Annotated in this window: 30 protein-coding genes; 6 read left to right on the forward strand and 24 right to left on the reverse strand. The window is 58.8% G+C overall.

Features of this window, described 5'->3' with window-relative positions; genetic code table 11:
- Nucleotides 1-40: 40 nt before the first annotated feature.
- On the reverse strand, nucleotides 41-541 hold the full coding sequence (locus ACZ5A6_RS13950) for a MarR family winged helix-turn-helix transcriptional regulator (RefSeq protein WP_174060666.1): 501 nt from the start codon (nucleotides 539-541) through the stop codon (nucleotides 41-43).
- 81 nt (nucleotides 542-622) lie between these two features.
- Between ACZ5A6_RS13950 and pecM the strand changes: the two genes are divergently transcribed.
- Nucleotides 623-1489, forward strand: coding sequence for a 4-hydroxybenzaldehyde efflux transporter PecM (gene pecM / locus ACZ5A6_RS13955; RefSeq protein WP_174060667.1), 867 nt, complete (start codon nucleotides 623-625; stop codon nucleotides 1487-1489).
- Nucleotide 1490: 1 nt separating this feature from the next.
- On the opposite strand, the gene ACZ5A6_RS13960 is transcribed toward pecM, so the two are convergent.
- The 3 genes from ACZ5A6_RS13960 to ACZ5A6_RS13970 form a co-directional block, all read right to left on the reverse strand.
- Complete coding sequence (locus tag ACZ5A6_RS13960) at nucleotides 1491-2729, reverse strand: aminopeptidase (RefSeq protein ID WP_464110964.1); 1239 nt, start codon at nucleotides 2727-2729, stop codon at nucleotides 1491-1493.
- A gap of 87 nt (nucleotides 2730-2816) precedes the next feature.
- Nucleotides 2817-3293, reverse strand: coding sequence for a Cys-tRNA(Pro) deacylase (gene ybaK, locus ACZ5A6_RS13965; protein ID WP_065661461.1), 477 nt, complete (start codon nucleotides 3291-3293; stop codon nucleotides 2817-2819).
- 12 nt (nucleotides 3294-3305) lie between these two features.
- The gene (locus tag ACZ5A6_RS13970; protein WP_065661460.1) at nucleotides 3306-3653 is read right to left on the reverse strand and encodes an ArsC family reductase; all 348 of its coding nucleotides are present in this window, start codon (nucleotides 3651-3653) and stop codon (nucleotides 3306-3308) included.
- A gap of 210 nt (nucleotides 3654-3863) precedes the next feature.
- Here ACZ5A6_RS13970 and ACZ5A6_RS13975 point away from each other — a divergent pair, with 210 nt between their 5' ends.
- On the forward strand, nucleotides 3864-4031 hold the full coding sequence (locus ACZ5A6_RS13975; protein WP_003503889.1) for a hypothetical protein: 168 nt from the start codon (nucleotides 3864-3866) through the stop codon (nucleotides 4029-4031).
- 60 nt (nucleotides 4032-4091) lie between these two features.
- Here the strand turns inward: ACZ5A6_RS13975 and ACZ5A6_RS13980 are convergent, their stop codons facing one another.
- The 14 genes from ACZ5A6_RS13980 to ACZ5A6_RS14045 form a co-directional block, all read right to left on the reverse strand.
- A complete protein-coding gene (locus ACZ5A6_RS13980) occupies nucleotides 4092-4808 on the reverse strand; it encodes a 2'-5' RNA ligase family protein (protein ID WP_065661459.1) in 717 nt (238 codons plus the stop codon).
- Between the two features lie 104 nt (nucleotides 4809-4912).
- Complete coding sequence (gene guaA, locus ACZ5A6_RS13985; protein WP_065661458.1) at nucleotides 4913-6490, reverse strand: glutamine-hydrolyzing GMP synthase; 1578 nt, start codon at nucleotides 6488-6490, stop codon at nucleotides 4913-4915.
- Between the two features lie 82 nt (nucleotides 6491-6572).
- Nucleotides 6573-7211, reverse strand: a complete 639-nt coding sequence (locus ACZ5A6_RS13990; RefSeq protein ID WP_013635336.1) for a 5'-methylthioadenosine/S-adenosylhomocysteine nucleosidase — start codon at nucleotides 7209-7211, stop codon at nucleotides 6573-6575.
- A complete protein-coding gene (locus ACZ5A6_RS13995) occupies nucleotides 7208-7657 on the reverse strand; it encodes a PaaI family thioesterase (protein ID WP_174060668.1) in 450 nt (149 codons plus the stop codon). The genes ACZ5A6_RS13990 and ACZ5A6_RS13995 overlap by 4 nt, the downstream gene beginning before the upstream one ends.
- 80 nt (nucleotides 7658-7737) lie before the next feature.
- Entirely contained in the window at nucleotides 7738-8190 is a 453-nt protein-coding gene (locus tag ACZ5A6_RS14000; RefSeq protein ID WP_003514671.1) for a TspO/MBR family protein, read from the reverse strand.
- Nucleotides 8191-8241: 51 nt separating this feature from the next.
- A complete protein-coding gene (locus tag ACZ5A6_RS14005; RefSeq protein ID WP_174060669.1) occupies nucleotides 8242-9336 on the reverse strand; it encodes a DUF1513 domain-containing protein in 1095 nt (364 codons plus the stop codon).
- Nucleotides 9337-9340: 4 nt separating this feature from the next.
- Entirely contained in the window at nucleotides 9341-10462 is a 1122-nt protein-coding gene (locus tag ACZ5A6_RS14010; protein ID WP_111790114.1) for an imelysin family protein, read from the reverse strand.
- A complete protein-coding gene (locus ACZ5A6_RS14015) occupies nucleotides 10462-11994 on the reverse strand; it encodes a di-heme oxidoreductase family protein (RefSeq protein ID WP_174060670.1) in 1533 nt (510 codons plus the stop codon). Before ACZ5A6_RS14015 ends, ACZ5A6_RS14010 begins: the two co-directional genes overlap by 1 nt.
- Before the next feature lie 41 nt (nucleotides 11995-12035).
- Nucleotides 12036-13313 carry an imelysin family protein gene (locus ACZ5A6_RS14020; protein ID WP_113291262.1) on the reverse strand — a complete coding sequence of 426 codons (1278 nt, stop codon included), beginning with the start codon at nucleotides 13311-13313 and terminating at the stop codon, nucleotides 12036-12038.
- Between the two features lie 155 nt (nucleotides 13314-13468).
- Nucleotides 13469-14758, reverse strand: a complete 1290-nt coding sequence (locus ACZ5A6_RS14025; RefSeq protein WP_013635342.1) for an RsmB/NOP family class I SAM-dependent RNA methyltransferase — start codon at nucleotides 14756-14758, stop codon at nucleotides 13469-13471.
- Between the two features lie 61 nt (nucleotides 14759-14819).
- A complete protein-coding gene (locus ACZ5A6_RS14030) occupies nucleotides 14820-15188 on the reverse strand; it encodes a septal ring lytic transglycosylase RlpA family protein (RefSeq protein ID WP_013635343.1) in 369 nt (122 codons plus the stop codon).
- Between the two features lie 427 nt (nucleotides 15189-15615).
- Complete coding sequence (locus tag ACZ5A6_RS14035) at nucleotides 15616-16488, reverse strand: SDR family oxidoreductase (RefSeq protein WP_174060671.1); 873 nt, start codon at nucleotides 16486-16488, stop codon at nucleotides 15616-15618.
- 3 nt (nucleotides 16489-16491) lie between these two features.
- Nucleotides 16492-17643: a tRNA epoxyqueuosine(34) reductase QueG gene (queG, locus tag ACZ5A6_RS14040; protein ID WP_113291260.1), complete on the reverse strand. Its 1152-nt coding sequence runs from the start codon at nucleotides 17641-17643 to the stop codon at nucleotides 16492-16494.
- A gap of 79 nt (nucleotides 17644-17722) precedes the next feature.
- Nucleotides 17723-18415, reverse strand: a complete 693-nt coding sequence (locus ACZ5A6_RS14045) for a glutathione S-transferase family protein (RefSeq protein ID WP_003514689.1) — start codon at nucleotides 18413-18415, stop codon at nucleotides 17723-17725.
- Nucleotides 18416-18572: 157 nt separating this feature from the next.
- On the opposite strand from ACZ5A6_RS14045, the gene ACZ5A6_RS14050 reads away from it, so the two are divergent.
- Nucleotides 18573-19379 carry an undecaprenyl-diphosphate phosphatase gene (locus ACZ5A6_RS14050; protein WP_174060672.1) on the forward strand — a complete coding sequence of 269 codons (807 nt, stop codon included), beginning with the start codon at nucleotides 18573-18575 and terminating at the stop codon, nucleotides 19377-19379.
- 605 nt (nucleotides 19380-19984) lie between these two features.
- Here ACZ5A6_RS14050 and ACZ5A6_RS14055 read toward each other — a convergent pair.
- From ACZ5A6_RS14055 to dnaN, 6 genes are all read right to left on the reverse strand, one after another.
- The gene (locus tag ACZ5A6_RS14055; protein ID WP_003514695.1) at nucleotides 19985-20965 is read right to left on the reverse strand and encodes a complex I NDUFA9 subunit family protein; all 981 of its coding nucleotides are present in this window, start codon (nucleotides 20963-20965) and stop codon (nucleotides 19985-19987) included.
- Nucleotides 20966-21086: 121 nt separating this feature from the next.
- On the reverse strand, nucleotides 21087-21374 hold the full coding sequence (locus tag ACZ5A6_RS14060; protein WP_003514697.1) for a DUF1330 domain-containing protein: 288 nt from the start codon (nucleotides 21372-21374) through the stop codon (nucleotides 21087-21089).
- A gap of 18 nt (nucleotides 21375-21392) precedes the next feature.
- Nucleotides 21393-22100, reverse strand: coding sequence for an orotidine-5'-phosphate decarboxylase (gene pyrF / locus ACZ5A6_RS14065; RefSeq protein WP_174060673.1), 708 nt, complete (start codon nucleotides 22098-22100; stop codon nucleotides 21393-21395).
- Nucleotides 22101-22104: 4 nt separating this feature from the next.
- A complete protein-coding gene (locus ACZ5A6_RS14070; RefSeq protein ID WP_174060674.1) occupies nucleotides 22105-22701 on the reverse strand; it encodes a histidine phosphatase family protein in 597 nt (198 codons plus the stop codon).
- 95 nt (nucleotides 22702-22796) lie between these two features.
- Nucleotides 22797-23390 (reverse strand): phospholipid N-methyltransferase PmtA, encoded by a 594-nt coding sequence (pmtA, locus tag ACZ5A6_RS14075; RefSeq protein WP_003514702.1) that lies wholly within the window; start codon nucleotides 23388-23390, stop codon nucleotides 22797-22799.
- A gap of 197 nt (nucleotides 23391-23587) precedes the next feature.
- Entirely contained in the window at nucleotides 23588-24706 is a 1119-nt protein-coding gene (gene dnaN / locus ACZ5A6_RS14080) for a DNA polymerase III subunit beta (RefSeq protein ID WP_003514704.1), read from the reverse strand.
- 267 nt (nucleotides 24707-24973) lie between these two features.
- Here dnaN and rsmI point away from each other — a divergent pair, with 267 nt between their 5' ends.
- Genes rsmI through ACZ5A6_RS14095 form a run of 3 tightly spaced genes read left to right on the forward strand, consistent with a single transcriptional unit; the run spans nucleotide 24974 to nucleotide 26845 of the window.
- On the forward strand, nucleotides 24974-25915 hold the full coding sequence (rsmI, locus tag ACZ5A6_RS14085; RefSeq protein WP_003514706.1) for a 16S rRNA (cytidine(1402)-2'-O)-methyltransferase: 942 nt from the start codon (nucleotides 24974-24976) through the stop codon (nucleotides 25913-25915).
- A complete protein-coding gene (locus tag ACZ5A6_RS14090; protein ID WP_003514708.1) occupies nucleotides 25905-26273 on the forward strand; it encodes a YraN family protein in 369 nt (122 codons plus the stop codon). Before rsmI ends, ACZ5A6_RS14090 begins: the two co-directional genes overlap by 11 nt.
- A gap of 11 nt (nucleotides 26274-26284) precedes the next feature.
- Nucleotides 26285-26845 (forward strand): sugar O-acetyltransferase, encoded by a 561-nt coding sequence (locus ACZ5A6_RS14095; RefSeq protein ID WP_174060675.1) that lies wholly within the window; start codon nucleotides 26285-26287, stop codon nucleotides 26843-26845.
- Nucleotides 26846-26940: the final 95 nt, after the last annotated feature.

Raw genomic sequence — 26940 nt, forward strand, 5'->3', positions numbered from 1 at the left:
GCCTGCGCGATTGCTGGTTCCTGTCCGCTTTTTAGGGAACCTAAGCTTCAAATCCCTGTAGAAACCGCTTCACAAGCTTGTTCAGCGCGTTGCGCTCTTCTTCGCTGAGCTGTGCGACCAGCCGTTGCTGGTTCTCGACATGGGCGCTGACCGCGTCCTCGACAATGGCAAATCCCCGCTCCGTCAATGATATCAACACGCTGCGACGATCCTGCGGGTTGTGGATGCGCTCCACCAGACCCGCTTTTTCCAGCTGGTCGATCCGGTTGGTCATCGTGCCGGAGCTTACCATTGTCATGGCCAGCAGATCACCGGGCGAAAGCCGGTAGGGCGCGCCCGCGCGCCGTAATGTCGCCAGCACATCAAAAGCGGAAGAGGAGAGGCCGTGTTTCAGCAGCACCGCCTCCACCTCGCGGCCGAGATGCGTGGTTAGCCGTTTCAAGCGCCCAAGCAGCCCCATGGGCTCGACATCGAGATCGGGCCTCTCCTTGTGCCATTGCGCTAGAATGTGATCGACGTGATCAATCGGTTCTTTGTTCATCACCAAGGCATAACAACTGATATCTTGACGTCAAGATAAAATTGGCTAAGTTGTATTTATCTTGATGTAGAGATTCTTGAAATGAAGAAAAACACCACCTATGCCGCCGATGTGCTGGTGACGGCACTTGCCCCCGCCATCTGGGGGACGACCTACTTCGTCACCACCGAATTCCTGCCGCATGGATATCCATTCCATGTTGCGATGCTGCGCGCCTTGCCGGCCGGCATATTGCTGCTGCTTCTGGTCAGAAAACTACCGGAGGGCATCTGGTGGTCTCGCAGCCTTATTCTAGGTGCGCTGAATTTCTCGTTTTTCTGGGCGATGCTTTTCGTTTCGGCTTACCGGCTGCCGGGTGGAGTGGCTGCGACTGTGGGTGCGATCCAACCCCTGATCGTCATCGGCCTTTCGCGGCTGTTTCTCGCCGCTCCGGTCCGGCCGCTGGCCATTGTCGCTGGTCTTCTGGGTATTTTAGGCGTCGCACTTCTGGTTTTGGCGCCGGGTGCTGCCGCGCTGGATGCCGTCGGCGTGGCTGCGGGTCTTGCAGGCGCCGTATCCATGGCCTTTGGAACCGTGCTCACCCGCAAATGGCGACCGCCGGTGTCGAACCTCACCTTTACGGCCTGGCAATTGACGGCTGGAGGCATTCTGCTTCTGCCGGTCGCATATTTACTGGAACCGGCCCAGCCTGCACCTACCGCGGCCAATATTCTCGGTATGGCCTATCTCGGCATTATTGGTGCCGCCTTGACCTATTTCCTGTGGTTCCGGGGTCTCGCCCGCATCGAACCCTCGGCTGCAGCCTCGCTCGGTTTCCTAAGCCCCGTCGTTGCGACCCTGCTCGGCTGGCTGGCGCTCGGCCAAAGCCTCACGCCAGCGCAAATCGTCGGCTTCGTTGCAGTGCTTTTCAGCATCTGGCTCAGTCAGCGGAGCCAGCTGCCGAAATAGCTCAGGCCCATTCGCCCTTGCGCATCACCGGAACTGTGGAGCCATCCGGCTTCACGCCATCGATATCCACCTTGTCGGAACCGATCATCCAGTCGATGTGGATCAGGCTGGAATTGCCGCCTTGCGCCTTGATCTGGTCCTGCGACAACGAAGCACCATCAACGAAGCATTTCGAATAGCATTGGCCGAGCGCGATGTGGCAGGAGGCGTTTTCGTCGAACAGCGTGTTGTAGAACAGGATGCCACTTGCCGAAATCGGCGAGGAATGCGGCACCAGCGCCACTTCACCCAGACGCCGCGCACCCTCGTCGGTATCGAGCACCTTGTTCAGCACGGCTTCGCCCTTCGAAGCCTTGGCTTCCACGATGCGGCCGCCTTCGAACTTCACCTGGATATCGTCGATCAGCGTTCCCTGATGTGAAAGCGGCTTGGTGCTGGACACGTAGCCATCCACGCGCAGCGCATGCGGCGTGGTAAACACTTCTTCCGTCGGAATGTTCGGGTTGCAGGTGACACCGTTCTTGGCGGTGGAGGCGCCCCCATGCCATTCGTGGCCGTCCGCCAGGCCGATTTTCACGTCCGTGCCGGGACCGGTGAAATGCAGCGACGGGAAACGTTCACCGTTCAGCCATGCCGAACGCTTGGCGAGATTGGCGTTATGCTCCGCCCATGCCGCGACCGGATCGGCGAGATCTACACGCGAAGCGGCGAAGATGGCGTCCGCGAGCTTGCGAACCGCTTCGTCTTCCGTCACGCCGGGAAAGACCTGTTTTGCCCAGGACGGGTTTGGATAGGAGATGATGTTCCAGTTGATATCGAAGTTGGAAATCTTCTCAAGCGCCGGCTTATAGGCCGTGGAATTGGCCTTGTTGGCGCGCGCCACCTTGGCGGGATCCTGTTCGGCCAGCAGCATGGGGTTGTCGCCGGCAATCGCAAGCCGCGCCGCGCCATTGGCATAGGCCTTGGCCATGCCGTCATAGAGCCAGCCGGAAGCCCGGTCGAAATTGGCGTCGCTGGCGTGGCGGTAGCGGGAAAGCGTGGTTTCTTCGTCGGAATAGAAGGTGGTGACCAGCCCGCCGCCGGCAAGATAGGCGTGTTTGGTCAAAAACCGCACCAGCGGCAACGCCGCCAGCGGAGCGGTGATCACCAGATCCTGATCCTTCTGCAATTGCAGGCCGACCTTGACGGCGACTTCAGCCAGTTTCTCGAGTTTGACGGGATCGATGGGGGAAACAGTCATGATCTGCCTTCGTATATTTCAATCGGAGGCGCCGACCATAGCCCATTCGCTTCGAAAGCCAAATGCTTTCAAAGCTGTGTCGAGATGTCAATCGGCCACCAAAGGTGCGACAACGGCTTTCAGCGCCGCCTGCGCGTCGCCGGGGGAAAGCCTTACCTGCAAACCGCGCTGGCCACCATTCATGTAGACATAGGAATGGGTCATGGCCCCAGCCTCTATGGCGGTCGGAACCTGTTTCTTCTGTCCAAAAGGGCTGATGCCGCCCACATGATAACCGGTTGCCCGCTCCGCATCGGCGGGCTTCATCATGCTGGCAGATTTCCCCCCGAAGGCAGAGGCGAGCTTCTTCATACTCACTTCCCGGTCGGACGGGACGACGACGCAGACCGGCTTGCCATCCAGCTCGGCCATCAGTGTTTTCAGAACCAGATGTGGCGGTTCGCCGATAGCTTCGGCCGCCTGCAGGCCGATCCGGTCGGCATTCGGGTCGTAGTCATAGGTAACTGTGGTGAAGTTCACACCGGCCTTGGTTAGCATCTGCGTAGCGCGGGTTGTCTTGGACATGGTGGCCTGCGCTCACGCAAAGAGGGACTGATAGGTTTCCGGCTTGAAACCGACGGTTATCGTCTCCTTTACCTCCAGTACCGGTCGCTTGATCATGGAGGGCTGCTCCAGCATCAGGCCAATGGCCTTTTCGCGGGTAAGATCGGCTTTCTGGCTATCGTCCAGTTTTTTGAAGGTGGTGCCGGCCCGGTTCAGAACCGTTTCCCAGCCCGCGGCATCGCACCATGTTTCGAGATGAGCCTGGTCGATGCCGGCCGTCTTGTAGTCATGGAAAGAATAGTCGACACCGTTGGCTTCCAGCCAGCTTCTGGCCTTTTTCATCGTGTCGCAGTTCTTGATGCCGTAAATGGTGACCGTCATGTTGCCGCCTCTTTGTCTTGAACTTCCGGCATAACAAATAATGCGCCGTATTCAACCCGCAGCCTGAAGCACGGAATTCTAGCCATGCAAAAATGCAGTGTCTGACATTCAAACGAGCGCGAGCAAAGCTGCATGGCTTCCCTGCTACATCATGAGTTGTAGCAGCGGCCAAAAATGCCCATTATCTGGGCATCAAAGATGGAGAGAAAAATGCGTCAGGTTGCAAAGACATCGCGTAACTTCTTTGGCGAAACTTTCGCCGTTCTCGGTGCCGCACTTTCGGTTTCGGCCGCTGTTCGCGCGCATCGCAAGCCGGCCCGCGCCGACCTCGAAGCGCTTGGCATCGACGGCAAGGCTTTCGACAAGGTTCAGCTCTAAGCTGATTATCGTTTGCAGCGAGGCGACATCGCCTCGCTCGTGCGTATATGTTGGCGGGCCTTAGCGTTCCGCCTGCTTTCGGTTCGGCCGTTTTCTCGGACCGATCAGTTTATCCGGTAAATGCAGCTGGCTTTCGAGCGGCTCATAACGATCTGCTTTTGCGGAGAGTGCGAAGCGTCCAAGGGACTCATGTCGCGTTTCGCCATTATGGCTGAAAACAAGCTCGAAATTACCCGCAAGCCAGCTATAGGGTTTTCCGGCCGGCATCGGCTCTATCTTCCCACAGCCATAAATCATCGTGATATGCGGCGTGAAGGATGGTGCCGCGATATAGGGAAGGTTTGCCTGTCGAAGCGCGCGTTGCAGCAGCTTCACCAGAGCGTTGATCTCCGGCAGATCACCACCGTTTCGCAGCACCAGACTATTGCGACTGCCGAAAAGCGCGCTTCCGTCCAGGGTGACCGGAACAGGCCGCGCGTTTACAGCACCCATTGCTGCCTTCAGCCTGCTTGTCAGTCCGTGAGGGATTGTCTCGAAACATCCCAAACACAGCAGGGTTATGTGCAGAAGCTCGGCGGGATATGCCTCGCGGGTTGTCCGACCCATGGCATGATGCGACGCATCGACAAAAATTCTTTCCGCCAATTGCCGTGGTGGCTTCAGCAGTAGCAGGAGCTTGTTTCGAAAGCGCGGATTGATGCGCCGTATTTTCTGCGGCTCCAGCCCATCAAAACAAAGCTGCCTTAAGGCTCTTTCGTCCGCCAACTCGCACTCCATGACGATGCTCCACAGCCTTATACCAAGGCCGGAAACCTATCATTGCGCGGTGATAAAATAAAGAACAAAAGAGGAACAAAAGGCGGAATTGCTCCGCCTTCGTTTTATTCCCACTCGATCGTGCCGGGCGGCTTGCTCGTCACGTCATAGACGACACGGTTGATGCCGCGGACTTCGTTGATGATGCGGGTCGCGGCGCGGCCGAGGAAATTCATGTCGTAGGGGTAGAAATCCGCCGTCATGCCATCCACGGAGGTCACAGCGCGGAGCGCACAGACGAAGTCATAGGTGCGGTAGTCACCCATGACGCCCACGGTCTGCACCGGCAGGAGCACTGCGAAGGCCTGCCAGATGGTGTCGTAAAGACCCGCCTTGCGGATTTCGTCGAGATAGATCGCATCTGCCTTGCGCAGAATATCGAGCTTCTCGCGGGTGACCGCACCGGGGCAACGGATCGCCAGACCCGGGCCGGGGAAGGGATGGCGCCCGATGAAGCTATCCGGCAGGCCAAGTTCACGGCCAAGCGCACGCACCTCGTCCTTGAAGAGCTCGCGCAGCGGCTCCACCAGTTGCATGTTCATGCGCTCGGGAAGGCCACCGACATTGTGGTGGCTCTTGATGGTGACGGAAGGACCGCCGGAGAAAGAAACGCTCTCGATGACGTCAGGGTAAAGCGTGCCCTGCGCGAGGAAATTCGGAGCACCCTTGCCGTCTGCTGCGATCTTGGCAGCTTCCGCCTCGAAGACCTCGATGAACAAACGGCCGATAGTCTTGCGCTTCACTTCCGGGTCGGAGACGCCAGAAAGCTGGCCCAGGAACATGTCTGCGGCATCCACATGTACCAGCGGAATATTGTAATGATCGCGGAACATGCCGACGACCTGCTCGCTTTCGCCAAGCCGCATCAGGCCATGATCAACGTAAACGCAGGTCAGCTGGTCACCGATCGCCTCATGGATGAGGATCGCCGCAACCGAGGAATCGACGCCGCCGGAGAGTGCGCAGAGCACGCGCCCGGTGCCGACCTGATCGCGGATCTTGCGGATCATCTCGGCGCGATAGGCTGCCATCGTCCAATCGGATTTAAGACCGACGATCTTGTGCACGAAGTTGGAGAGCAGCTTGCCACCATCTGGCGTATGCACCACTTCCGGGTGGAACATGGTGGTGTAATAGTGGCGTGTCTCGTCGGCAGCTATGGCGAAGGGTGCGTTCTCAGAGGTTGCGATAACCTCGAAACCCTCCGGCAGTTTCGTCACGCGGTCGCCGTGGCTCATCCAGACGGGATAGCTCTTGCCCTGTTCCCAGAAACCGTCGAACAGAGGGCTTGCCTTTTTGATGTCGATATCGGCGCGCCCGAATTCCGCCGCGTGACCGCCCTCGACAACGCCGCCAAGCTGGGTGCAGAGCGTCTGCTGGCCGTAGCAGATGCCGAGGATCGGAACCTTGCTGTCGAACACCGCCTGCGGCGCACGCGGGCTGCCTTCCGCCGTTACAGATGCGGGGCCGCCGGAGAAGATCACGCCCTTGGGCTGGAGCTTCTCAAACGCCTCTGCGGCATTCTGAAACGGGTGGATTTCGCAATAGACCCCGGCTTCGCGGATGCGGCGCGCAATCAGCTGCGTCACCTGGCTGCCGAAATCGATGATGAGAATGCTGTCGGGATGGGCTATCTGGGTCATGGCGAGCCTTTAAAGAAAATGGCGGCTTTAGGCAACCCGGAAGCGGGCATCTAACAGCGGAAATTTACTAAAATCGCGAGGTTCAAAGGGTGATCGCACCGTCTTCGATAGCGCGGCAAAGCCTGTCGACGGCGTCTGCGAGCTTTTCATCGATGATATGCAGGTATTCCGTCCAGTCGTCCACATGGTTCACATCTTCCCTGCCATCGGAAATACCGCGCAGGCCGATGAGCGGCACGCCGAAGCGCTGGCAGGCCCGTAGCACGGCATAGGTTTCCATTTCCACCATATCGGCATCGATCGACCCATAGGCGGCACCAGAGACGACGTTGGCGCCCGTGGAAAGCCGCGCCTCGGCAATATCGGGTATGCGCAGGGGCAAGGCCACCTCGGCCGGCAGATCGAGAAACGGCGTGCGACCCTTTTCAAAACCGAAGGCTGAGGCATCCATGTCGCGATAGGCAACAGAAATCGCCTGATAGATGCCAGTCTGGTCGAGCGTCCGCGAGCCGGCGGAGCCGAGCGAAACGACAAGGTCAGGCAGATGGTCCGCCGCATCGAGACCGGCAAGAATTGCCGTGACCGAAATCGCTGCCTCGACCGGGCCGACGCCGGTCATCAAGGGCGCGATGCGCGCCTGCAGGTGGGGGCCGTATTCGGCGGAAGCCGCCATGACGAAAAGTATGGATTTGTCTGCAACATGCAAAAGCCGGTAGCTCATCCGGTAATATCCTCGCGGCCCTTTACCACCATCATCGTGCCTGTCATGGAGGCGATGAGCTTCGCCGGCCCGTCGGAAAGGGCGTAAGCGCGGCCATCGGCAACGATCAGGTTGTTGCCCGGCTTGATGATTTCGCCACGAAACAGGAACCGCTCGCCGCGCCCGGGCGACATGAGGTTGACCTTGAACTCGATTGTCAGCAGCGAGGCTTCCGGCTCGATGATCGTATAGGCGGCATAGGTGCACGCGGTATCCAGGCCGGCGGCAATGACACCGGCATGCAATATGCCGTGCTGCTGTGTCAGCTTTTCATGAAACGGCAGCTCGATTTCCACCAGACGGTGTTCGATGCGGCTTATCTGCGCACCGATTGCCTGCACCACACCCTGCCGCGCAAAGCTTGTTTCTATCCGCTGACGAAAATCGCCGGGATCCGTGATCTCCATTGGCTTACCTGCCTGCTTTTGTCCTCACCGCAAACTGACATGGCGTGTGGCGGCAGGCAAGGCAAGTGCCGCAGGAGCAATTAGTTCAGCACGGCGATGCTGGCATTCAGCAGCGTGGCAAAGGCGACCCAAAGGGCGTAGGGCACGAAAAGCCACATGGAGATGCGGTCGCGACTATAGGTGAGCGCAATGAAAGCCAGAATGCAGATCAGCATAGGCACGATGATGACGAGCGCGCCTGTCGGGCTTTGCATGCCGAAAAAGATGGGCGACCACAGGAAATTCAGCACCAGCTGCGTGAACCAGAGACGCATGCGCGTGCCCGCCGGTCTCACGATCCATGTTCGCGCGCCTGCAATGCCGATCATCACGTAGAGCGTCGTCCAAACGGGGCCGAATATCCAGTTGGGCGGGTTGAAGGGCGGCTTCTGAAGCGACTGGTACCATTCGCCCGGCACGTTGTTGATGCCGATGAGCGCACCCAGCGCAACAACCACAACCACGAAAATGATATACACGGACAGGTTTTTCATGACGCCTCAAATGCTTTTTGGTCTTTTTTGTTCCGGTGCATTTTCAGTATTTTAGCTTGAAATACGCACGATATGCTGGTCCCACGCCACGTCGCTGCGAATAGCCTCGAAAAATCCGTCATAGGAAGAAACCGCAATGCCCTTTATGGCGGGGGCAACGCCCGCAGCCTCCCGCACGGTCGTCTCGGATACAACACGCCCGGTTTTCGCATCCAGCGTCACGGCCGCGTTGCCATTGGGTGAGTTCAGGCCCACCAGGCCATCGCGCCGGTTGACCGCGATGGCACCGACATAATTGGCAAGGCGCACCGTCGTTTGCTCTGGTAGATCGACGAAGGCAAGGTCCTCGCCCTTCGAGAAATGGCCAACAAGCGGCGGAAGATCGTTGCGTGGTCCCTCATATTGGCAGGCGAACCAGACACGCCCGTCATCGCCGAGATCGACATGGCGGGTGGAAAGCTGTCGCAATTGGTCTGGCATCGTATGTTTCTGGATCAACTGGCCGCTGGCGGCGTCCAGAAGCACGAGCGACGGCTGCATGCTGTCGACATTGAGTTTGGTTCGGCCGAAATCCGGGTGGGTCTCGATGCCGCCATTGGCGATCACGATCAGCCTGCCATCGTCGCTCACGGTCATGTCATGGGTGCCAATGCCGTGGGCGTCGTATTCACCGATGCGGGCAAATCCGTTGCGGGCATCGTAAAGCCCGATAACACCGCGATTGCCATCGAAGTCGTTTTCGCTGGCGTAGAGGATCGCACCGTCGGGAGAAAATTGTCCGTGGCCGTAGAAGTGGCGGTTTTCCGGCGTGTGCATCACGACAGGTTCGCGGCGTCGCGCGGGGTCAAAGGCCATGAAGAAGGTGCCGGGCCGGCGCGCAAAGGCCACTGTCATGCCGGTCGCATGGCTCGTTGCCATTCCATGGGCGCGGGCTGGGAGCGCAACACGGTCGATGATCTCGCCGCGTTCGCTCACAGTCGCAATGCCGTAGGAACCGTCATGGGCGCGAAAAGCGGAAGCGAAGACAGCGTCGGCGCGTTCAAGCGCATGCAGCGAGCCGGGAGCGAGCGTCGCAAGGAACGGAATGCCCGCCGCCTTGATGAAGCTGCGCCGGTCTATGAGCGTCGGCTTTTTGCCTGATGTCACCGCCTCAGTCTCCGTCGGCGAAGGAAAAGCCGGAGCTGAGACCGATTGCGCCGCCATACTGGTCGTTGAGGCGGTAGATCAGGTCTTTGCCGTTCAGCAGCAGGTAATCCACCTTGGCGCGTTGCTGGTCGTCATCAAGCGCCTTTTCCACGTTGGTATCAATCGTTCCGGCAATGCGGATCATCGATTTGGCGATGAAATCGATGGAGTTGACGATGGAGCGCTGGTCGGGTGGCACGAGTTCTACCATATCGGCCGTGTGCAGGAGGGTCTGAACGGCCTTGATGTTTGCGGCAATGCTTTTCCACGTCAGGCCGGACCGCCAGTAGATCGCCGTGCGGGGAAACTTCGCCTTGTCCGGCCCCTTGTAGAACGTCTCTATGCGCTGGTCGCGGATTGCTTCGGCGCCGTGTACGAGAATGCCAAGCAGCGCAACCAGCGCCTCACGCTCATCGCGAAAGACGGGATTATCCGCGCCGGGCTGCGTCCAGTTTTTCTGCGCGCCGTCAGGTGCGTTCCAGCTGTCGGAAAGCTCCGCCGCCACATTGGCAACGTTGCCGGCAATCGCCGCGCCATAGCGGCAACGGAAATCGCCCTTCTTGTCGAACAGGTCACCCGCGTCGGTGCCATAGAGCACGAATTCCAGCGCGCCGAGGCCCTGCGCTGCGACACTCTTGCCCTTCAGGCTCTCGGCGCTGGTGACGCTTTCGTCCTTTTCCGCAAGGTAACGCTGTACCTGTTTCAGGCCAAGACCCTTCTTGTCTGGGTAATAGAGCACACGTTCGAAGCGGTTGTGCTCGATCACCGGACCGACCCGAACGATCTCGATGGTTGACCAACTGGAGACCGTATCGGCAAAGGCCGCTTTGGCCGCCTCATCCGTCGTCTTGGAAGGGGCGGCGCAGAACGCCTTCATGCTGCCTTCCAGCTTCTCTGCTGATTGCCGGAAGTGCTCATAGCCGGGACGGATGAAACCGTTCACCGCTTTTTCCATCACGCCCCGGACCTGTACGGGGTCGAGTGGTGGCGGCGGCATCAGCTCCACATCCTGCGCCATTGCGGGCCGCATGCCCAAAAGCAGCAGCACGGAGATGAGACCGGGTATTTTTCGCATGGCATTTTTCATCAAAGGGACTCCAGAAAAGCCAGCAAAGCCTGCCGGTCGGATTTTTGCAAGGCGGCAAAGGCATCGCGCGCTTTTTGCGCTTCGCCGCCGTGCCATAATATCGCTTCTGTCAGGCTGCGCGCCCGCCCGTCATGCAGGTAAAAGCCGTTGCCATTCACGCTTTGCGTCAGACCGATACCCCAGAGCGGCTGGGTTCGCCATTCCTGCCCGTTTGCTTCGCCCACCTGCTGGCCATCGGCAAGCTCCTCTCCCATGTCGTGCAGCAGAAAATCCGAATGGGGCCAGATCAGCTGGAAAGACTGCATGGGGTCGGCAGCGTCACGGCGGGTGACGAATTTCGGTGTATGGCAGGATGTGCAGCCAGATGCGTAAAAAAGCTGCTTTCCCCGCAACACGGTGGGATCACCCACATCGCGGCGCTGCGGCACTGCAAGGTTTTCGGTGTAAAAGGTCACGAGATCGAGGATGGGGTCCGGCGCTTCCACTGGCCCAAGCCGTGGCTGCACGCCGGTCGGCATGGCAAGACAGTCTTTCTGAACGTCGGTGCAATCGCCATAGGCGTTCGGTGTATCCGGCGTGGAAATGCCGATATCGTGGGAGAAGGCGCTGGCGCTCTGGTCGCGGACGCTGGCGTTCTGGGCTTTCCAGCCAAATCGGCCGAGCTTCACTTCGCCGGTCCGGTGATCCCGTACAAAAGCAGGGCGCCCGGAAATGCCGTCGCCATTTTTGTCATCCGGATCGGCGCCGGCCAGAATATCGGCATCGGCAATGGCCTCGATCAGCCCAAGCCCAAGGGTTGGCATTGCAATCCGCGCCGACAAAGTCGTATCGACGCCCAGGGGGCCATAGTGCAGGCCTGCCACGGCATAGTCTGGCTTGCGCAGCATCACCACCTCGCCGTCGGCCAGCCGCACGGGCTTTTCGATATAGGTGACGACAGGTTTGCCCTCTGCGGCGAGGCCGGGAATGGCAACGTTCTGAAGCTGCCGGCCATAGGTCTCGTCGGGAAAATTCAACACCTCGTGGCGCGCAATCGCTGCCCGTTCCGCCTCGTTGCGGGCAGGCCGGGCCAGCCGCAAAAACAGGGAGACGGCATCTTCGCCGACAAGTGGCGGTCGGCCTCTGCCGTCCTTCACATGGCAGGCCTGGCAGGATCGGGCGTTATAGAGCGGCCCCAACCCGTCTGAGGCTTGCGTGGAGGAGGGGGAAGACACCCAGAGCTTCTGGAACAGCGCATTGCCGAGCTTGAAATCCTGTTTTCGCTCAAACGGCATTGTTGCGGATGGATGCGAAAACGCGCCGCTATCGGCTTTATGGGTGCTGGTCGTTGCCCCGCCGGACATGGCCTCGAAGGGCTCCGGCATGGTAAAATCCATCGTCGGCGCGGTGACAACCTGAACGCGGCTTTGGTCTTTTTCCGTCAGATCGTCACGAAGCGGCGCGGCAAGCACCATCGATGCCACAAGGCAGGCTGCCCCGGCGAAGTAGAACGGCTTGCGGATCCGCGGCAGCGATGACTTCATGGAAAGCATGGGAATGGCGGGCCGCAGCGATCTGCGGCCCGCATTGGCTCTTATTTGAAGACGGCGTTCGGATTATCGAGGCTGGCGGAACCCTCAAGTTCGATCTTGCCGAGATCGAGTGCCGCAATCACGCGTTCGACGGTTTTCGTCTGGTCGAGAAGGCCGTCGATGGCAGCCTGAACCACGGCGTTGCCTTCCTTGTTGCCTTCGCCGATCATCTGGTCGTAGGCCTCGACCGTCTGGGCACGCTTTTCCATGGCATGCATGGCGTCGAGCGTCTTGTTCAGCTTCGCCGTCATCTCGTCGTTCAGCGCCTTGTCCTTGGCGCCGACCAGCTCCGACAGCGAGGCGCCGGTCATCTTCGTTCCATCCACACGGGTATATTCGCCGGTATAGGCAGATGCGATGCCGATGGCGTCGTTAAGATGCGAATTATAGGTATTGTCTGAGAAGCAATCATGCTCCTCCTCCGGATCGTGCAGCAGAAGGCCGAGCTTCATGCGCTCCCCTGCCAGCTCGCCATAGGAAAGAGAGCCCATGCCGGTGAGAATGGCGGTCAGGCCGGCTTTCGGGTCGGCTTCCACTGTCTTGGTGGCTTCGCCTTCCGGCGCCCAGGCGTCCACCATTTCCTGAAGATCCTTGATCAGCAGGGTGGAGGCGGACTTCAGGTAATCGCCGCGGCGGTCGCAATTGCCGTTCGTGCAATTCTTCTTGTCGTAGTCGGTATAGGGGCGGTTGCCCGCACCCGGTCCGGTGCCGTTCAGGTCCTGGCCCCAGAGCAGGAATTCGATGGCGTGGTAACCGGTCGTCACATTGGCTTCGACATCGCCCGCCTCGTGCAGGCTTTCGATCAGTTCGGGGGCGATCTTCGAGGTATCGACATCTTCGCCACTGATCTTGATCTTCGGATTGGCGATGATGTTTGCGACGTAAAGCTCGTTCTCGTCGCTCTCGGTGCCGTAGGAACCGTCGACATAGTCGATCAGGCCTTCATCCAGCGGCCAGGCGTTTACCTTGCCTTCCCAGGCGTCGACCACAGGGTTGCCGAACCGGTAGACTTCCGATTGCTGGTAGGGAACGCGCGCCTTGATCCACGCTTCACGTGCAGCTTTCAGCGTTCCTTCGCTCGGTGTTGCGATCAGCGCATCGATTGCCTTGTCCAGCGCCTTCGCCGTGGTCAGCGAATCCTCGTATTTCGCATGCGCGACGTCGGCGTAATGCTTGACGACAGCGGCGGCGTCGGTCGCAGCGCTGGCGGGAAGCGCGGTGAAGGTCGCGGATGCGGCCAGAAGCGCGAAAGACGCGCTGAGAATGGTTTTGCGGATCATGATCCCTCTCCTTGGGCAGGCGTGAAATAACCTCACGCTGCGGCAAGCGAGTTCTGACCCAATCGCAAACTTGTGTCAAATATTCTAGTTTAGAATGCTTTGAAACAAGCTACTCGGTATTTTTCGAAGTAAAATCAGCGCGTGCAAAACCTGTTTCACGCTTTGCGTTTCATTACGCAGAAGAAGAAACCATCCGTATCTGTAGTTGCAGGCGTCAGCGTCACTGTCTTGCCGTCAGAGGAATGCGGTTTGTTTGCATTGCCGCCAAAAGTCGTCTGCCAGCGATCCAGTGCCGAACCGATATAGAATTGCGGATTTTCTTCGCAGAAGCGCGTGACCTGCTGCTCGTTTTCCTCGGGCAGAACCGAGCAAGTGACATAAAGCAGCTCGCCGCCGGGGCGTACAAAACCCTTGGCCTGCGAAAGGGCCTCGCCCTGCTGCTGTACCCGTTCTTCCAGATTGCGTGTCGTCAGCCGCCATTTGGTGTCGGGCCGCCGGCGCCATGTTCCGGTGCCAGTGCAGGGGGCGTCCACCAGAACGCGATCGAATTTTTCATGAAACGGGACAAGTCCGGCTGCGCGGTCATGAACCTGTACATTGCGCGTGCCGGCTCGTTTCAGCCGCTCGATAATCGGCGCGAGCCGCTTGCGATCCGCGTCGAAGGCGTGAACCTGACCCTTGTTGTTCATGCTGGCGGCCATGGCCAGCGTCTTGCCGCCGCCACCGGCGCAATAATCGAGTATCTGTTCGCCTTCATGCGCGCCGGCAAGATCGGCAACGATCTGTGATCCCTCGTCCTGAACTTCGAACCAGCCTTTCTGGAAGGACAGTTCTGCGGTCACATTCGGCAGGCGGGAAGGGCCTTCGCCGGCGGGGATGCGGACACCCTGACGGGCGATATGCGTTGCTTCCGCACCGCTCTCTTCCAGCGCCTTCAGCACCTTGTCGCGAGTGGCCTTCAGCGTGTTGGCCCGCAGATCAAGTGTCGGGCGCTGGTTCAGCGCCTGTGCCTCGGCAAGCCAGCCCTCTCCGAACGCCGTCTCGAAGGATGCTTGAACCCATTCGGGAATGTCGCCCTGAATATGGGCTGGTGCATCGGCGAGAGAACGGGAGAGAAAGGCCTTCTGCTTTTCTTCATCAGGCGCGGCAGGGGCAAATTTGTCGCCGTCGAATTCCGCCGCAAGTTCCGAAAAGCTCTTGCCCCATTGGCGCAGCAGAACTGCATAACCAAGCGAGGCGGCGCTGTCGTCATCCATCAGCCAGGCGTGTGACAGTTTCATGCGCAACGCGTCATAGACGATGTTGCCGATCGCGGCCCTGTCACCCGAACCTGCGAAACGATGGGCAAGTCCCCAGTCCTTCAGAGCATCGGCAACGGGACGCCTGCGTCCCTCAATATCCGCCAAAACTTCGATTGCTCCGGCCAAACGCCCGCCCAAACGCATTGTCTACCTCATTTTGCTGATTAGCCCGGTTGGTAGACGCGAATGGCGGCAAGGGCAAGGCTCAATCGGCGCTGACGACCTCGTAGCAGACCTTGGCGGTGCCGGAACTGATCATGCCGATGTTTTTGGCAGCGGCCTTGGAAAGATCGAGAACGCGACCCTTGATGAACGGACCGCGGTCATTGATGCGTACCACAACGGCCTTGCCGTTACGGGCATTGGTAACCTTGACCTTGGTGCCGAACCGCAGCGAGCGGTGAGCGGCGGTCATGTTGGCGGCGTTCATACGCTCGCCCGAAGCAGTCTTGGAGCTCAACGCATACCACGATGCCCCTCCACAACCATTTGCCGCATTCGCCTGAAGAGGCGCAATGATGGAACAGGCGGCTATAGTTGCGACGGTGAAAGTTATACGACGGATATTCAACAAACTGTGCTTCCCTGAAAATCGGCCCCGCGCCGATTGATTGTGCCCTTGCTAAACGGCCATTGTCTGGCCTGAACGCGTTTGAATGCGAGATTGTAGGGCGAGGGAAAAATGGCGAAAAAAAGCTGATCTCAAATCACGAAGTGTTACAGGTCGTAACATTCGTGATCGTTAGCCGGAAAGGTGTCGTCGGTGCCTTATTGTTGAAAAGTGGAAAAAATGACGCAGAATCAATGCTCAATGGAAATGCTGTTACAAGTCACGCCTTCGTGAATCCAGTTCACGAAATGTGAGTGAAATATTTTTCTAATGGCTATGATTTTAGCGATTTTTGCATGGTTAATAAAAGCTTAATTGACTGAAAAACCACCAAAACCATCCTCAAAAACGGGTTTGGAAGGATTTTTCATCGCTTTTAAATGGGGGATTTTTAGCCCCGCCAGAGGCCGCTTTCCCACAATTGTGTCAGGGAGATTGTGTACTCCGGGAAGCTGAAATCGAAACCGAGGCCACGTATCCTGGCGTTGGAAACGCGCTTGTTCTCGCCGTAGAAGGAGCGTGCCATCGGCGTCAGATCGGCGGTCTCGAATGCCTGTTCGGGAGGCGGCTCGACGCCCATCAACGTGGCGGCGAAGCTCACCACATCCTGCGGCGGGGCGGGTTCATCATCCGTCACGTTGAAGACGCCGCGTTCATTTCTCCGCGCCAGAAAGGCGTGGGCCGCACCAATATCCTCAACCCGGATGCGGTTGAACACCTGGTCTTTCTTTACCAGCCTGCGCGCCGTTCCCTTTTCGAAATTCATGAAACTATTGCGTCCGGGGCCGTAAATTCCCGAAAGGCGCAAGATGGCAAGCGGCACCCCCGCTTTTTCAGCAGCCGCAGCCCAGGCGGTTTCGGCAGCAACGCGTTCCACTGACCGGGCGGACACCGGGCGGCACGGGGTTTCCTCATCCACCCATGCGCCGTCATGGTCGCCATAGACGCCAACGGTGGAAAGATAAGCGATCCATTCAAGCTTGGGCAGAAGCCGTTTCAGGTCGTCGCCCAAAAGCGCAAGCAGTGGATCTCCATCCTTCCCCGGCGCGATGGACTGCACGAGATGGGTGACATTGGCCATTGTGGCGATGAGATCGTCATTAAGATGGGCACCGTCGAACAGGAAGGGTGTCATGCCAGTTGCAGCAAGGCTTGCGAACTTGTCCGTGCTGCGCGTGGTGCCCGATATCGTTGCAGCTTCGGTTTTCAGCGCGTTTGCGATGGCCTTGCCCGAATATCCTGCGCCGAAAATCATCACATGCATGGGTCACGCCTCTGCCAGTTGCCATTCCATTTCAGCCTCCGGATCAGGCTCCGGGGCGCGGCCGGCAGAGTATGCACGGAATTCCTCGCTGTCCATAAGCTGCGACAAAGCCCATGCGGCCATGCCGCGCACCTCCGGTGCCGGGTCTTTTTCGGCGAGAGACTTGCATTGCTGCACGAATTGCCGGTCGCGCGAGTTTCCAGCAGCTATCAGAACGTTGCGGATGAAGCGGTTACGCCCGATGCGCTTGACCGGTGAGCCGCTGAAGAAGCTGCGGAAGGCAGCGTCATCCAGCGTCAGCAGGAAGGCGATGGAAGGTTCCTTCAAATCCTCGCGCGCCTGCAGCTTCATCTCGGAGGCGCTGGCCGCGAATTTGTTCCAGGGACAGGCGGCAAGGCAATCGTCGCAGCCATAGATGCGGTTGCCTATCATCGGCCGGAACTCGTGCGGGATGACGCCTTTGTGCTCAATGGTGAGGTAGGAGATGCAGCGGCGGGCGTCCAGCTGGTAGGGGGCGGGGAAGGCGGCCGTCGGACAGGCATCGAGACAGGCGCGACAGGAGCCGCAATGGTCCTTCTCGGCCTCATCAAGAAAAAGCTCGGCGGTGGTGAACATGCTGCCGAGAAACAGCCAGGAACCATGGGTGCGGCTGACCAGATTGGTGTGTTTGCCCTGCCAGCCGAGCCCCGCGGCTGCGGCAAGCGGTTTTTCCATCACCGGCGCAGTGTCAACGAAGACCTTCACGTCCTCGCCGGCGCGCGCGGCAAAACGGGTGGCGATTTCTTTCAGTCGCCCTTTTATGACGTCGTGATAGTCGCGGTTGCGGGCATAGACCGAAATGGCTGCCTTGTCGGCTTTGGACAGAACGCCGCGAGGATCTTCTTCAGGCCCGTAATTCAGCCCGAACATGACAATGGAGCGCACGTCGCCCCACAGCGTTTTCGGCTCGGCGCGACGGGCCTCGGTCTCCTCCATCCACGCCATCGTGCCATGATAGCCCTTATCCAGAAACTGCCTCAGCCGTCCTGGTGCCAGCGGAATGCTGTCCGGCGCGGTGATACGACAGAGATCGAAGCCGAGCGAAAGCGCCTCCTGACGAACGAAGTCCGTCAGTTTGCGAGCGCGTATCCGCTGCTTGTCGCTGGCAACGTCGATGGTCGTTTCTCCTGCGGGTTACTCTGCGACATATATATGCGTAGCTACACGCCGCAGCAAATAACCGGGAGGCCGAAACTTAGAAATCCAGATCGGCGTAGTGGGAGGAGGGGGCAAGGCGCGGAATGCGCTCGCTGAGGAACGGCCGGAAGGACGGGCGCGATTTCAGCCGCTGATACCACTCCTTGGCAATGGGCGCTTCAAGCCAGTTGATTTCGCCGAGATAATCCAGCACCGAAACAGAAGCAGCCGCGGCCAGATCGGCATAACTCAATCGGTCGCCGGCGAGCCACGTCCGCGAACCCGCCAGCCATTCCAGATATTTGATGTGCTGACGAACATTGTTACGCGCGGTGCGCAGAAGCTTGGAATCCGGGGGGCCACCACCCTGCGCCGCCGTCATCTGCAATTTATAAACCCGCTCCCGCACCAGCGGTCGGGTCACATCGTTTTCCATCTTCTGCAGGAACCACTCGGTCAAGCGGCGGATTTCCGCCCGCTGAAACGGGTCTTCCGCCAGCAATCGCCGGTCACGCTTCAAAACCCCGTGCGTTTCGTCGAGAAACTCGGCGAGCACGTAGGGACCGCTGAGAGAGCGCATATTGTCATCGAGATAGACCGGCAGGGTGCCCGCCGGATTCAGGGCCAGAAACTCCCGCCTTCTTTCCCACGGCTGCTCCTCCACGAGATCGGTCTGGAACCCGTATTCCGAAAGGATCAGACGAACGAACCGCGATGCGGTCGACATGGGAGAGTGATAGAGAGTTGGCATCGGTACTCAATTTTTACGATTGGTTGTCATGATCGACAATTGACGGAAAACTTTTTCAGTTTCGCTTCATCAAGACGCTATAAGAGCTTGGCTACTTTAAAACAAGTTTAACGCAATTGCTTTCCATTCCCGCTTCCCCCTGAAAAAAGGATACCTCATGGGTGACCAATCGATCATCAGCGCGCTTTTGCTGGGCATTATCGAGGGTCTTACGGAGTTCATTCCCGTTTCCTCAACGGCGCATGTGCTGCTGGCCGGGCATTTTCTCGGCTTCAAATCGCCGGGCAACACCTTTGCCGTTCTCATTCAGCTCGGCGCGATCGTTGCTATCCTTCTTGTTTATTTTCAGAAGCTTGTGTCGATCGCCATGGCGATGCCAACAAGTGCCAAGGCGCGCCGCTTCGTGCTGGCCGTCGCTGTCGCCTTCCTGCCAGCGGCGGTGATCGGCGCTCTGGCGCATGACTTCATCAAGACGGTGCTGTTCGAAACACCTGTCCTCATCTGTATCGTGCTGGTTATCGGCGGCGTCATATTGCTGGCCGTCGACCGGATGCCGCTGAAGCCCAGATATACCGACATCATGGATTATCCGCCGTCGCTTGCCTTCAAGATCGGTCTGTTCCAGTGCCTTGCGATGGTTCCGGGCACCTCCCGGTCCGGCGCCACCATTGTCGGCGCGCTGTTGATGGGCACGGACAAGCGCTCCGCTGCCGAATTCTCGTTTTTCCTGGCGATGCCGACCATGCTCGGCGCGTTTGTGCTCGATCTCTACAAGAACCGAGATGCCCTGAGCTTCGATGACAGTGCGCTGATTGCCGTAGGCTTCATCGCCGCTTTCGTCTCCGGCCTGTTCGTCGTACGCTCGCTGCTAGACTTCGTCTCGCGACGCGGTTTTGCACCCTTTGCCTGGTGGCGCATCGTCGTCGGCTCGCTGGGTCTGGTGGCACTTCTGCTCTACCGTTGAGCCGAGCTTTACAATAGCCGTTCGTTTCCAATGCACGGACAAAATAAAAAGCGCCCCGGAGAATCCGGAGGCGCTTTTTATTTGAGACTTGTGAAAGCTGATCAGTTCGTGCTGATCGAAGCCGTTGCGCAAGGGTCGACACCGTAGGCGGGAGCGCAACCGCTCTTGCCCGCTGCAACCGTGCCCGGCGCCATGAAAGAACCCGCCAGAACCACCAAAGCCGCACACGCAAAAAAGAGTGCGATAGATCTGCCCATTTTATTATTGCCTTTCAGACGTTCGTTCGCGCGGATTACGCCGCCGTGTGTGAAGTGAGGGTTCTGGATATGTTAGGAATGTGGCCATTATCAATAAAGCGGCTTGCTGAATACCGGGTTAATGCGAAGTCTTTTCCACAGTTGCGCTTGTGCCACGCTTGGCTGTGGAGGCCACTTTGCCGTTAACTTTTACCCGGCTGTTCAAAACAGCTTCAGTCGATGGTGCACCTCCCCTGCAGTTGAGGGGGAAATGCGCCAATAGCGGTTTGGTTGCGATTGAATTGCGCAAAAACAAAAAGCGGGAATGGTTCCCGCTTTCGTTCAGATCGTTAATGCGCGACGGTAGGCTTATGCTGCTTTTCCGGCGTTCGAGAACTGTCCGTGCGGGCGATAGTGCACCATGTAGGACGGCAGGACGGAAGCAACGCGAACGGGCGTAATGCCGATGCCTTCCAGGGTCAGGCCGTTCTTTTCCGCGTCAGCGGAAACGACATTATCCTTTTTCAGCATGGTCACCTGATCGACAGTCAGCGGCGGCGTAATCAGCGGCACCAGCGAAGCGATTTTGCCGATCATTGAGGCGACGCCAAAAGGCAGGTTGACGAAAGGACGCTGACGGTAGGTTGCGGCAAGAACCGCCTCAAGACAGTCGCGGAACGTCATGACGTCCTGGCCACCCAGTTCATAGATGGCGCCGGGCTTCAGCTTGCCATCCACGCTGCGGGCAACGGCTTCCGCTACGTCTTCGACATAGACCGGCTGAAACTTGGTTTTTCCGCCGCCGATCAGCGGCAGGAACGGCAGGCTGCGGGCCATCTTGGCGAATTTATTGAAGAAGTCGTCTTCCGGTCCAAAGATGATCGAAGGGCGCAGGATCACGGCGCCGGGCAGAACGGAATGGATTGCTGCCTCGGCGCGGCCCTTTGTGCGGCCGTAGCCGGTCGACGAATTGGCATCGGCACCGATGGCGGAGATGTGCGTCAGCGTTGCACCGGCGTTGCGGGCTGCCTCGGCAATGGCTTTCGCGCCGAACTCCTGCACGGCGTCAAAGGTGTTGCGGCCGCTTTCGGCCAGAATGCCAACGCAATTGACCACGTGGTCGGCGTCTTCGATGGCTTTGACGATGGAGTCGCGATACCGCAGGTTCGCCTGGGCAAACGAGATCTGGCCGACATTGCCGAGCGGCTGCAGGAAACCAGCAAGATCGGGACGGCGCACGGCCACGCGGATGCGATAACCGCGCTTGGCGAGCATCCGCACGACATGCCGCCCGACGAAACCCGAACCGCCGAAAACGGTGACGAGGGGTGGAAGGTTGGCCAAGGTCATGGGAGGCTCCTCAGAAGCTGTCGATAAAGCGTTTTTCAGTCTCTTAGCCCAAAGCCGTGCGCGCGTGAAGAGACGTTGTCACAAGGCCCGGGACTAGTTTTGGAAATGCGGTTGACGACCGTCAAATTCCTTCGACGATCATCATCTCCGCGTCGGCGACTTCCTGACGGATTTTGGCCGCCGCCTGGTATTCGGGCGAGTTGTAGCAATCGATCGCGTGCTGCACCGAGGGGAATTCGATGATGACGTTGCGTGCGCGTGCCTTGCCCTCAAGTTCGGTCAACGCACCGCCGCGGGCGAGAAAGTTGGCGCCGAACCGCTCGAAAGCGGGCTTCGCAGTCGACACGTAGTCCTTGTAGCGTTCGTTGTCGCGTACATCGACGCGCGCGATCCAGTAGCCCTTTGCCATTTCGTCTCCTCCTGGTCCTTATTGATTTGCCGGAAAGCTGGCGCGCAGCATGTCGTCAAGAATGGCGCGGGCTGCTGCTTTCGGCTCTTCTGCTCTGACGATGGGGCGGCCGACAACCAGATGGCTCGAACCGGCTTTGATGGCGTCAAAAGGCGTCATCACGCGCTTCTGGTCTCCCGCCTCGGCACCGGCCGGGCGAATACCAGGGGTGACGACGGCAAGGTCGGGGCCCAAGATTTCACGCACCGCCGTCGATTCCTCTGCCGAACAGACGATGCCGCCCATGCCCGCCTCGCGCGCCTGTTCCGCACGGCGCAGCACCAGCGAACGGGCATCCGATGCATAGCCGGCTTCCGCAAGATCGGCATCATCCATCGAGGTTAGCACGGTGACACCAAGCAGGCAGAGGCCGGAGCCTTCGGCTGCCTTGACTGCGGCGCGCATGGCTTTCGGGTAGGCATGCAGGGTCAGCATCGACATGCCCATGCGGGCGATGTTTTCGACACCGGAGGCGACGGTGTTGTCGATGTCGAGCAGTTTCATGTCGAGAAAGACTTTCTTGCCGCTCTGGGCAAGGTCGCGGGCGAATTCGAGACCACCGGCAAAAACCAGCTGATAGCCGATCTTGTAGAACAGAACCTCATCGCCAATCTTCGACACGATGTCTTCAGCTTGTTGCACAGTCGGAACATCGAGCCCGACGATCAGTTTTTCGCGCGCGGTCATTGTCTTATCCCTGCCATGTTTCCATTGCCGTCCAGTCGCATGTGGGGCGCTGAGCTGCAAGTGAAAATTCGGCGATCGGGAACCGGAAAAGATTGCCGCCGCCGGGTGGCTGGTCCTTGCTGCGACTGATGCCGACGCCTTCGATATGGCATTTCAAAAGCGTGCCGACGCCGCCATGGCCGACAAAGGCAATCGGCTGTTGCGGGTCGTGCCGGTCTAGAACGGCCCTGACGGCGTCAACAATTCGCGCCTGCGCATCGATTGCCCGTTCCCAGCCGTGAAAGCTTTCTCGCGGATGGGCAAAAAACCAGTCGGCGGCCTTTTCAAATTCCGGCGGCGTCAGGAAGCCTGTTGCCGACCGGTCGTTCTCATGCATCGCCTCGATGATCTCAATATCCGCGCCGGATGTTTCAGCAAGGATTCGGGCGGTTTCGATGGCTTTGGTTTCCGCGCTCGACACGATCCGGCGCAATGCGCGTGCCCATGGCAGGCGGCTTGCCTCAAACGCCCGCTGTGCACCCAAGTCCGAAAGTCCCCATTCCGGAACCGGAACCGCCGGATCGATCCGGACCTGGGGATGGGTAATGTAAAGGGCATGCATGGGAACGGTCCTCAATGGCGATGGAAGGGCAAATCAGGACCCTAACCATCTGTCACGACCGGGAAATGACGGCCCTTGCCCACTCTGCCGTGTGATCAGGCCCGGGTATAGGTCCACAATTGCGCCGGAGGAATGTTGCGCACGATGAAATCGAAATGGCGGATGTGGTAGAGATGCGGCTGCGCAACGATCGGGGAAATCGGACCGTAGGATATCTGTATGACGGGGCGACCATGCGGCACGCGTTTCAGCAATTCGTCGAGAAGCTTGATGCGGGCGGCCATCGGAAAATTCAGCATCGGTACGGCGGAAATGACGCTGTCGAACATCTGGCCCTGGTGCTCGCCAAGTGTCGCATTCAGATCGAAGGCATCGCCATTGATGAAGTTGACGCCTGGATAGCTTCTGAGAAGCTGATTGTAGAAATCGGTCGAATATTCGATGGCCGTCAGGCGCTCCGGCTTGATGCCGCGTGCCAGAATGGCCTTGGTGATGACACCGGTACCGGGGCCGAGTTCCAGAACTGGCAGGTCGGAATGCGGGTCGATGACACTCGCCATTTTTCTTGCCGTGATGGAGGATGTCGGGACGATGGCTCCGACCTTTTTCGGCTGGCTGACCATGCCTTTGAAAAAGCGGATTTCTTCCTCAAATTTTCTTTCAAAGCGTTGCTTCAGGTTGAGTGCCATAATTCCCCTCGGATGTATTTTGGTCATTGTCAAAAAAATGTTACGCACTGTTTATCTCATTTGGCGCTAAAACAAGGCAAAATGTCGTAATTGGAAAAATTCGTTTAGCGTTAGAAATCTTTCTGCGCCGAATCAAAAAACGCCGGTGGAGCGATCCACCGGCGTTTTTTGATTGATTTGAAGAAAAAAAGTCCACTTTAAACGCGCATCGGCATCAGAACATAAAGCGCATCGTCGCCGGCGGTGTCGCGAACGAGCGTTGGCGAGCCCGCATCCGCCAGAAGGAAAATCGCGTCTTCACCGGAAAGCTGCGAGGTGATGTCGAGGAGATATTTGGCATTGAAGCCGATTTCCATCGAATCATTGTCGTAACCGACAGCCACTTCTTCCGTCGCACTGCCGGAATCCGGATTGTTGACGGTCAGCGTCAGCTGGCCGTTGGTCAACGCCAGCTTCACGGCGCGGCCACGCTCGGAAGAGATGGTCGACACGCGATCGACCGCACGGGCGAAGGTCTGGCAATCGACGCGCATTTCCTTGTCGTTGCCGGTGGGGATGACGCGCTGGTAATCCGGGAAGGTGCCGTCGATCAGCTTCGAGGTCAAAACGACCGAGCCGATGGTCAGGCGGATTTTCGCGTCTGATACCTCAACAGTGACATCAAGTTCGGGATTGTCCATCAGCTTCTGCAATTCGCCGACGGTCTTGCGCGGAATGATGATGCCCGGCATGCCTTCGGAGCCGGAAGGCGCATCCACATCGGCGCGCGCAAGGCGGTGACCGTCCGTCGCGACTGCGCGCAGCTTGAGGTCGCCGTTGCTTTCGATGGTGTGGAAGAAGATGCCGTTCAGATAATAGCGTGTCTCTTCGGTCGAAATCGCAAATTGCGTCCGGTCGATCAGCATCTTCAGGTCGGTCGCCTTCAGTTTGAAGGTGTGGCTGAAGGTACCGGCGGTCAGATCCGGGAAATCGGTTTCTGGAAGGCATTGCAGCGAGAATTTCGAACGGCCGGAAGCAACCGTCATTGTGGAGCCATCCGGATTGGTGGCCAGAAGCACTTCGGAACCATCCGGCAGCTTGCGCACGATTTCATAAAGCAGATGCGCCGGCACGGTGGTCGCGCCCGCCTGCTCCACCATGGCCGGCGTCGCTTCGGTGATTTCGAGGTCGAGGTCGGTCGCCTTCATATCCAGATTGGCGCCGGATGCGCGCAGCAGAACGTTGGACAGGATCGGGATCGTGTTACGACGCTCGACGACCCTGTGGACGTGGTTCAGCGATTTAAGAAGGTTCGACCGCTCAAGAGTAATACGCATGGACGCTACCGCTTTCAACCGTTGCGACCCGGCCACCGCCGGATCGGTAAGAAGAGTCTTGACCGGCCGGAACGCCGGATAATGTGGACGGGCAAAATGGCAGAGTTATTGCAGAAAATGCAAGAGCCGAGTGCATCTGCCGCCGGTCATTTTGCTGCTATACAGCATGATCCACAGCCTGTGACCGCCCGTGGACCTTGTTCGCCGGTTTTCTATTGCCCATAAAGGGGTAAAACTGGAGCGACCGGCCGGGAATGATCGGCCAGAATGATTGGAAGCCGTGTGACGGAAGAAATATCGAACAGCGACGCCGGACAGGCGACCAAGAGCTTCAGGATCGGCACGGCCACTATTCCGGCGCGGCCGTTGGAGCCGGCGCTCTATCTCGTGGCCACCCCCATCGGCAATCTCGGCGACATCACCATCCGGGCGCTGGAAACGCTGGCTTCGGCTGACGTCCTTGCCTGCGAGGATACCCGCGTCACCCGCATTTTGCTTGAGCGTTACGGTATCCGCACACGTCCGCTCTCCTATCACGAGCACAATGCGCAGGAAGCGGGACCAAAACTCATCGCCGCTTTGGAGGCCGGAAAATCCGTGGCGCTGGTGTCGGATGCCGGAACGCCACTCGTCTCCGATCCCGGTTATCGCCTTGGTCAGCTCGCGCTGGAGGCCGGTCATCGCGTCGTGCCGGTGCCGGGAGCATCTGCGCCGCTTGCTGCCCTTGTCGGTTCTGGCATGCCGAGTGACGCCTTTCTGTTCGCGGGCTTTCTGCCCGTAAAGGATCGCGGCAAGCGCGACCGATTTGCCGAACTTGCGAAAATTCCGGCCACCCTCATGTTTTTTGAATCGCCACGCCGCATTGGCACCTCCGTAAAGGTGGCATCGGAAGTCCTTGGCCGCGATCGCCGCGCCGTGGTGTGCCGCGAGCTGACCAAGACTTTCGAGGAGTTCCGGCGTGGCACGCTGGGCGAGCTTGCGGAATATTACGACGAGGACCGTGTGGTGAAGGGCGAGATCGTGCTCCTGATAGAGCCGCCCTCCTATGACGAAATTCCCGATATTGAGGATGTCGAGAGACTTCTGAAGGATCTTGTCACAACCATGCCTGCCGCAAGGGCCGCAGCAGAGGCGGCAAAGCTGACGGGCCTGCCGCGCAAGGAGCTTTATCAACGGCTGCTGGATATGAAGGATGCGGATGGCCGCTGACGGGCAAACGAACAAAAGACGAAAGGCCGAGCGACGCGGCCACGCTGCGGAATACTGGGCAGCACTCTATCTGCTGTTTCGAGGATACCGCATCCTCGCCATTCGTTATCGAACCCGGCTGGGGGAAATCGATCTCATTGCCCGCAAAAAGGATGTCGTCGCCATCGTCGAGGTCAAGGCGCGGCCTTCCGGTGCAGGGGCTGTCGATGCGGTCGGCTTCCGTTCGCAACAGCGCATTCGGGCGGCTGCCGATATTTGGCTCTCCCGCCGCAAGGATGCCGCGCGGTTTTCGTTGCGTTTCGATATCGTCGCAGTCCTGCCACGACGCCTGCCGCAGCATTTCATCGACGCTTTTTGAGGGGGGAGGCAATGTCCACTGAGCGGGAAAAAATGGCTGCGGGCGAATGGTACTGTTGCATGGATGCCGAACTGGACGTGCTGCGCGCCCGCGCGCGCCGTGCCGTTCACCAGCACAACACCGCGCCGCCGGATGAGCGTGAGGCCATGTCGCCTTTGCTGCGGGCGCTCTTTGCCTCCGTTGCGGAAGGAGCCTTTATCGAAGCACCGTTTCATTGCGCTTACGGCTTCAACATTACGTTGGGTGCGAACGTCTATCTCAATACCGGCTGCGTCATTCTTGATTCTGCGCCCGTGCGGATTGGCGATGGCGCGATGTTGGGGCCGGCCGTGCAGATCTATTGCGCCGAACATCATCTGGACCCGGCTCCGCGTTCGCAAGGCATTGAAATCGCAAAGCCAGTCACGATCGGTCGCGATGTCTGGATCGGCGGCGGCGCGATCCTTCTGGCCGGCATCACCATTGGCGATGGCGCGATTGTTGGGGCCGGTTCGGTAGTGACGCGGGATGTCTTGGCCGGGACGACGGTGGTCGGAAATCCGGCTCGCCCGATAAAGCGCAAGGACGCTTGAGACATCCTTTTCTGGAAGAATGGAGTCCCTATCGCAGGGACTGTAATAAATCTGACATAAAACCGTTAAAGAGGCGTCACGGAACGTCTCTATTC

It is taken from the genome of Agrobacterium sp. 6Ca8 (genome assembly GCF_055382765.1).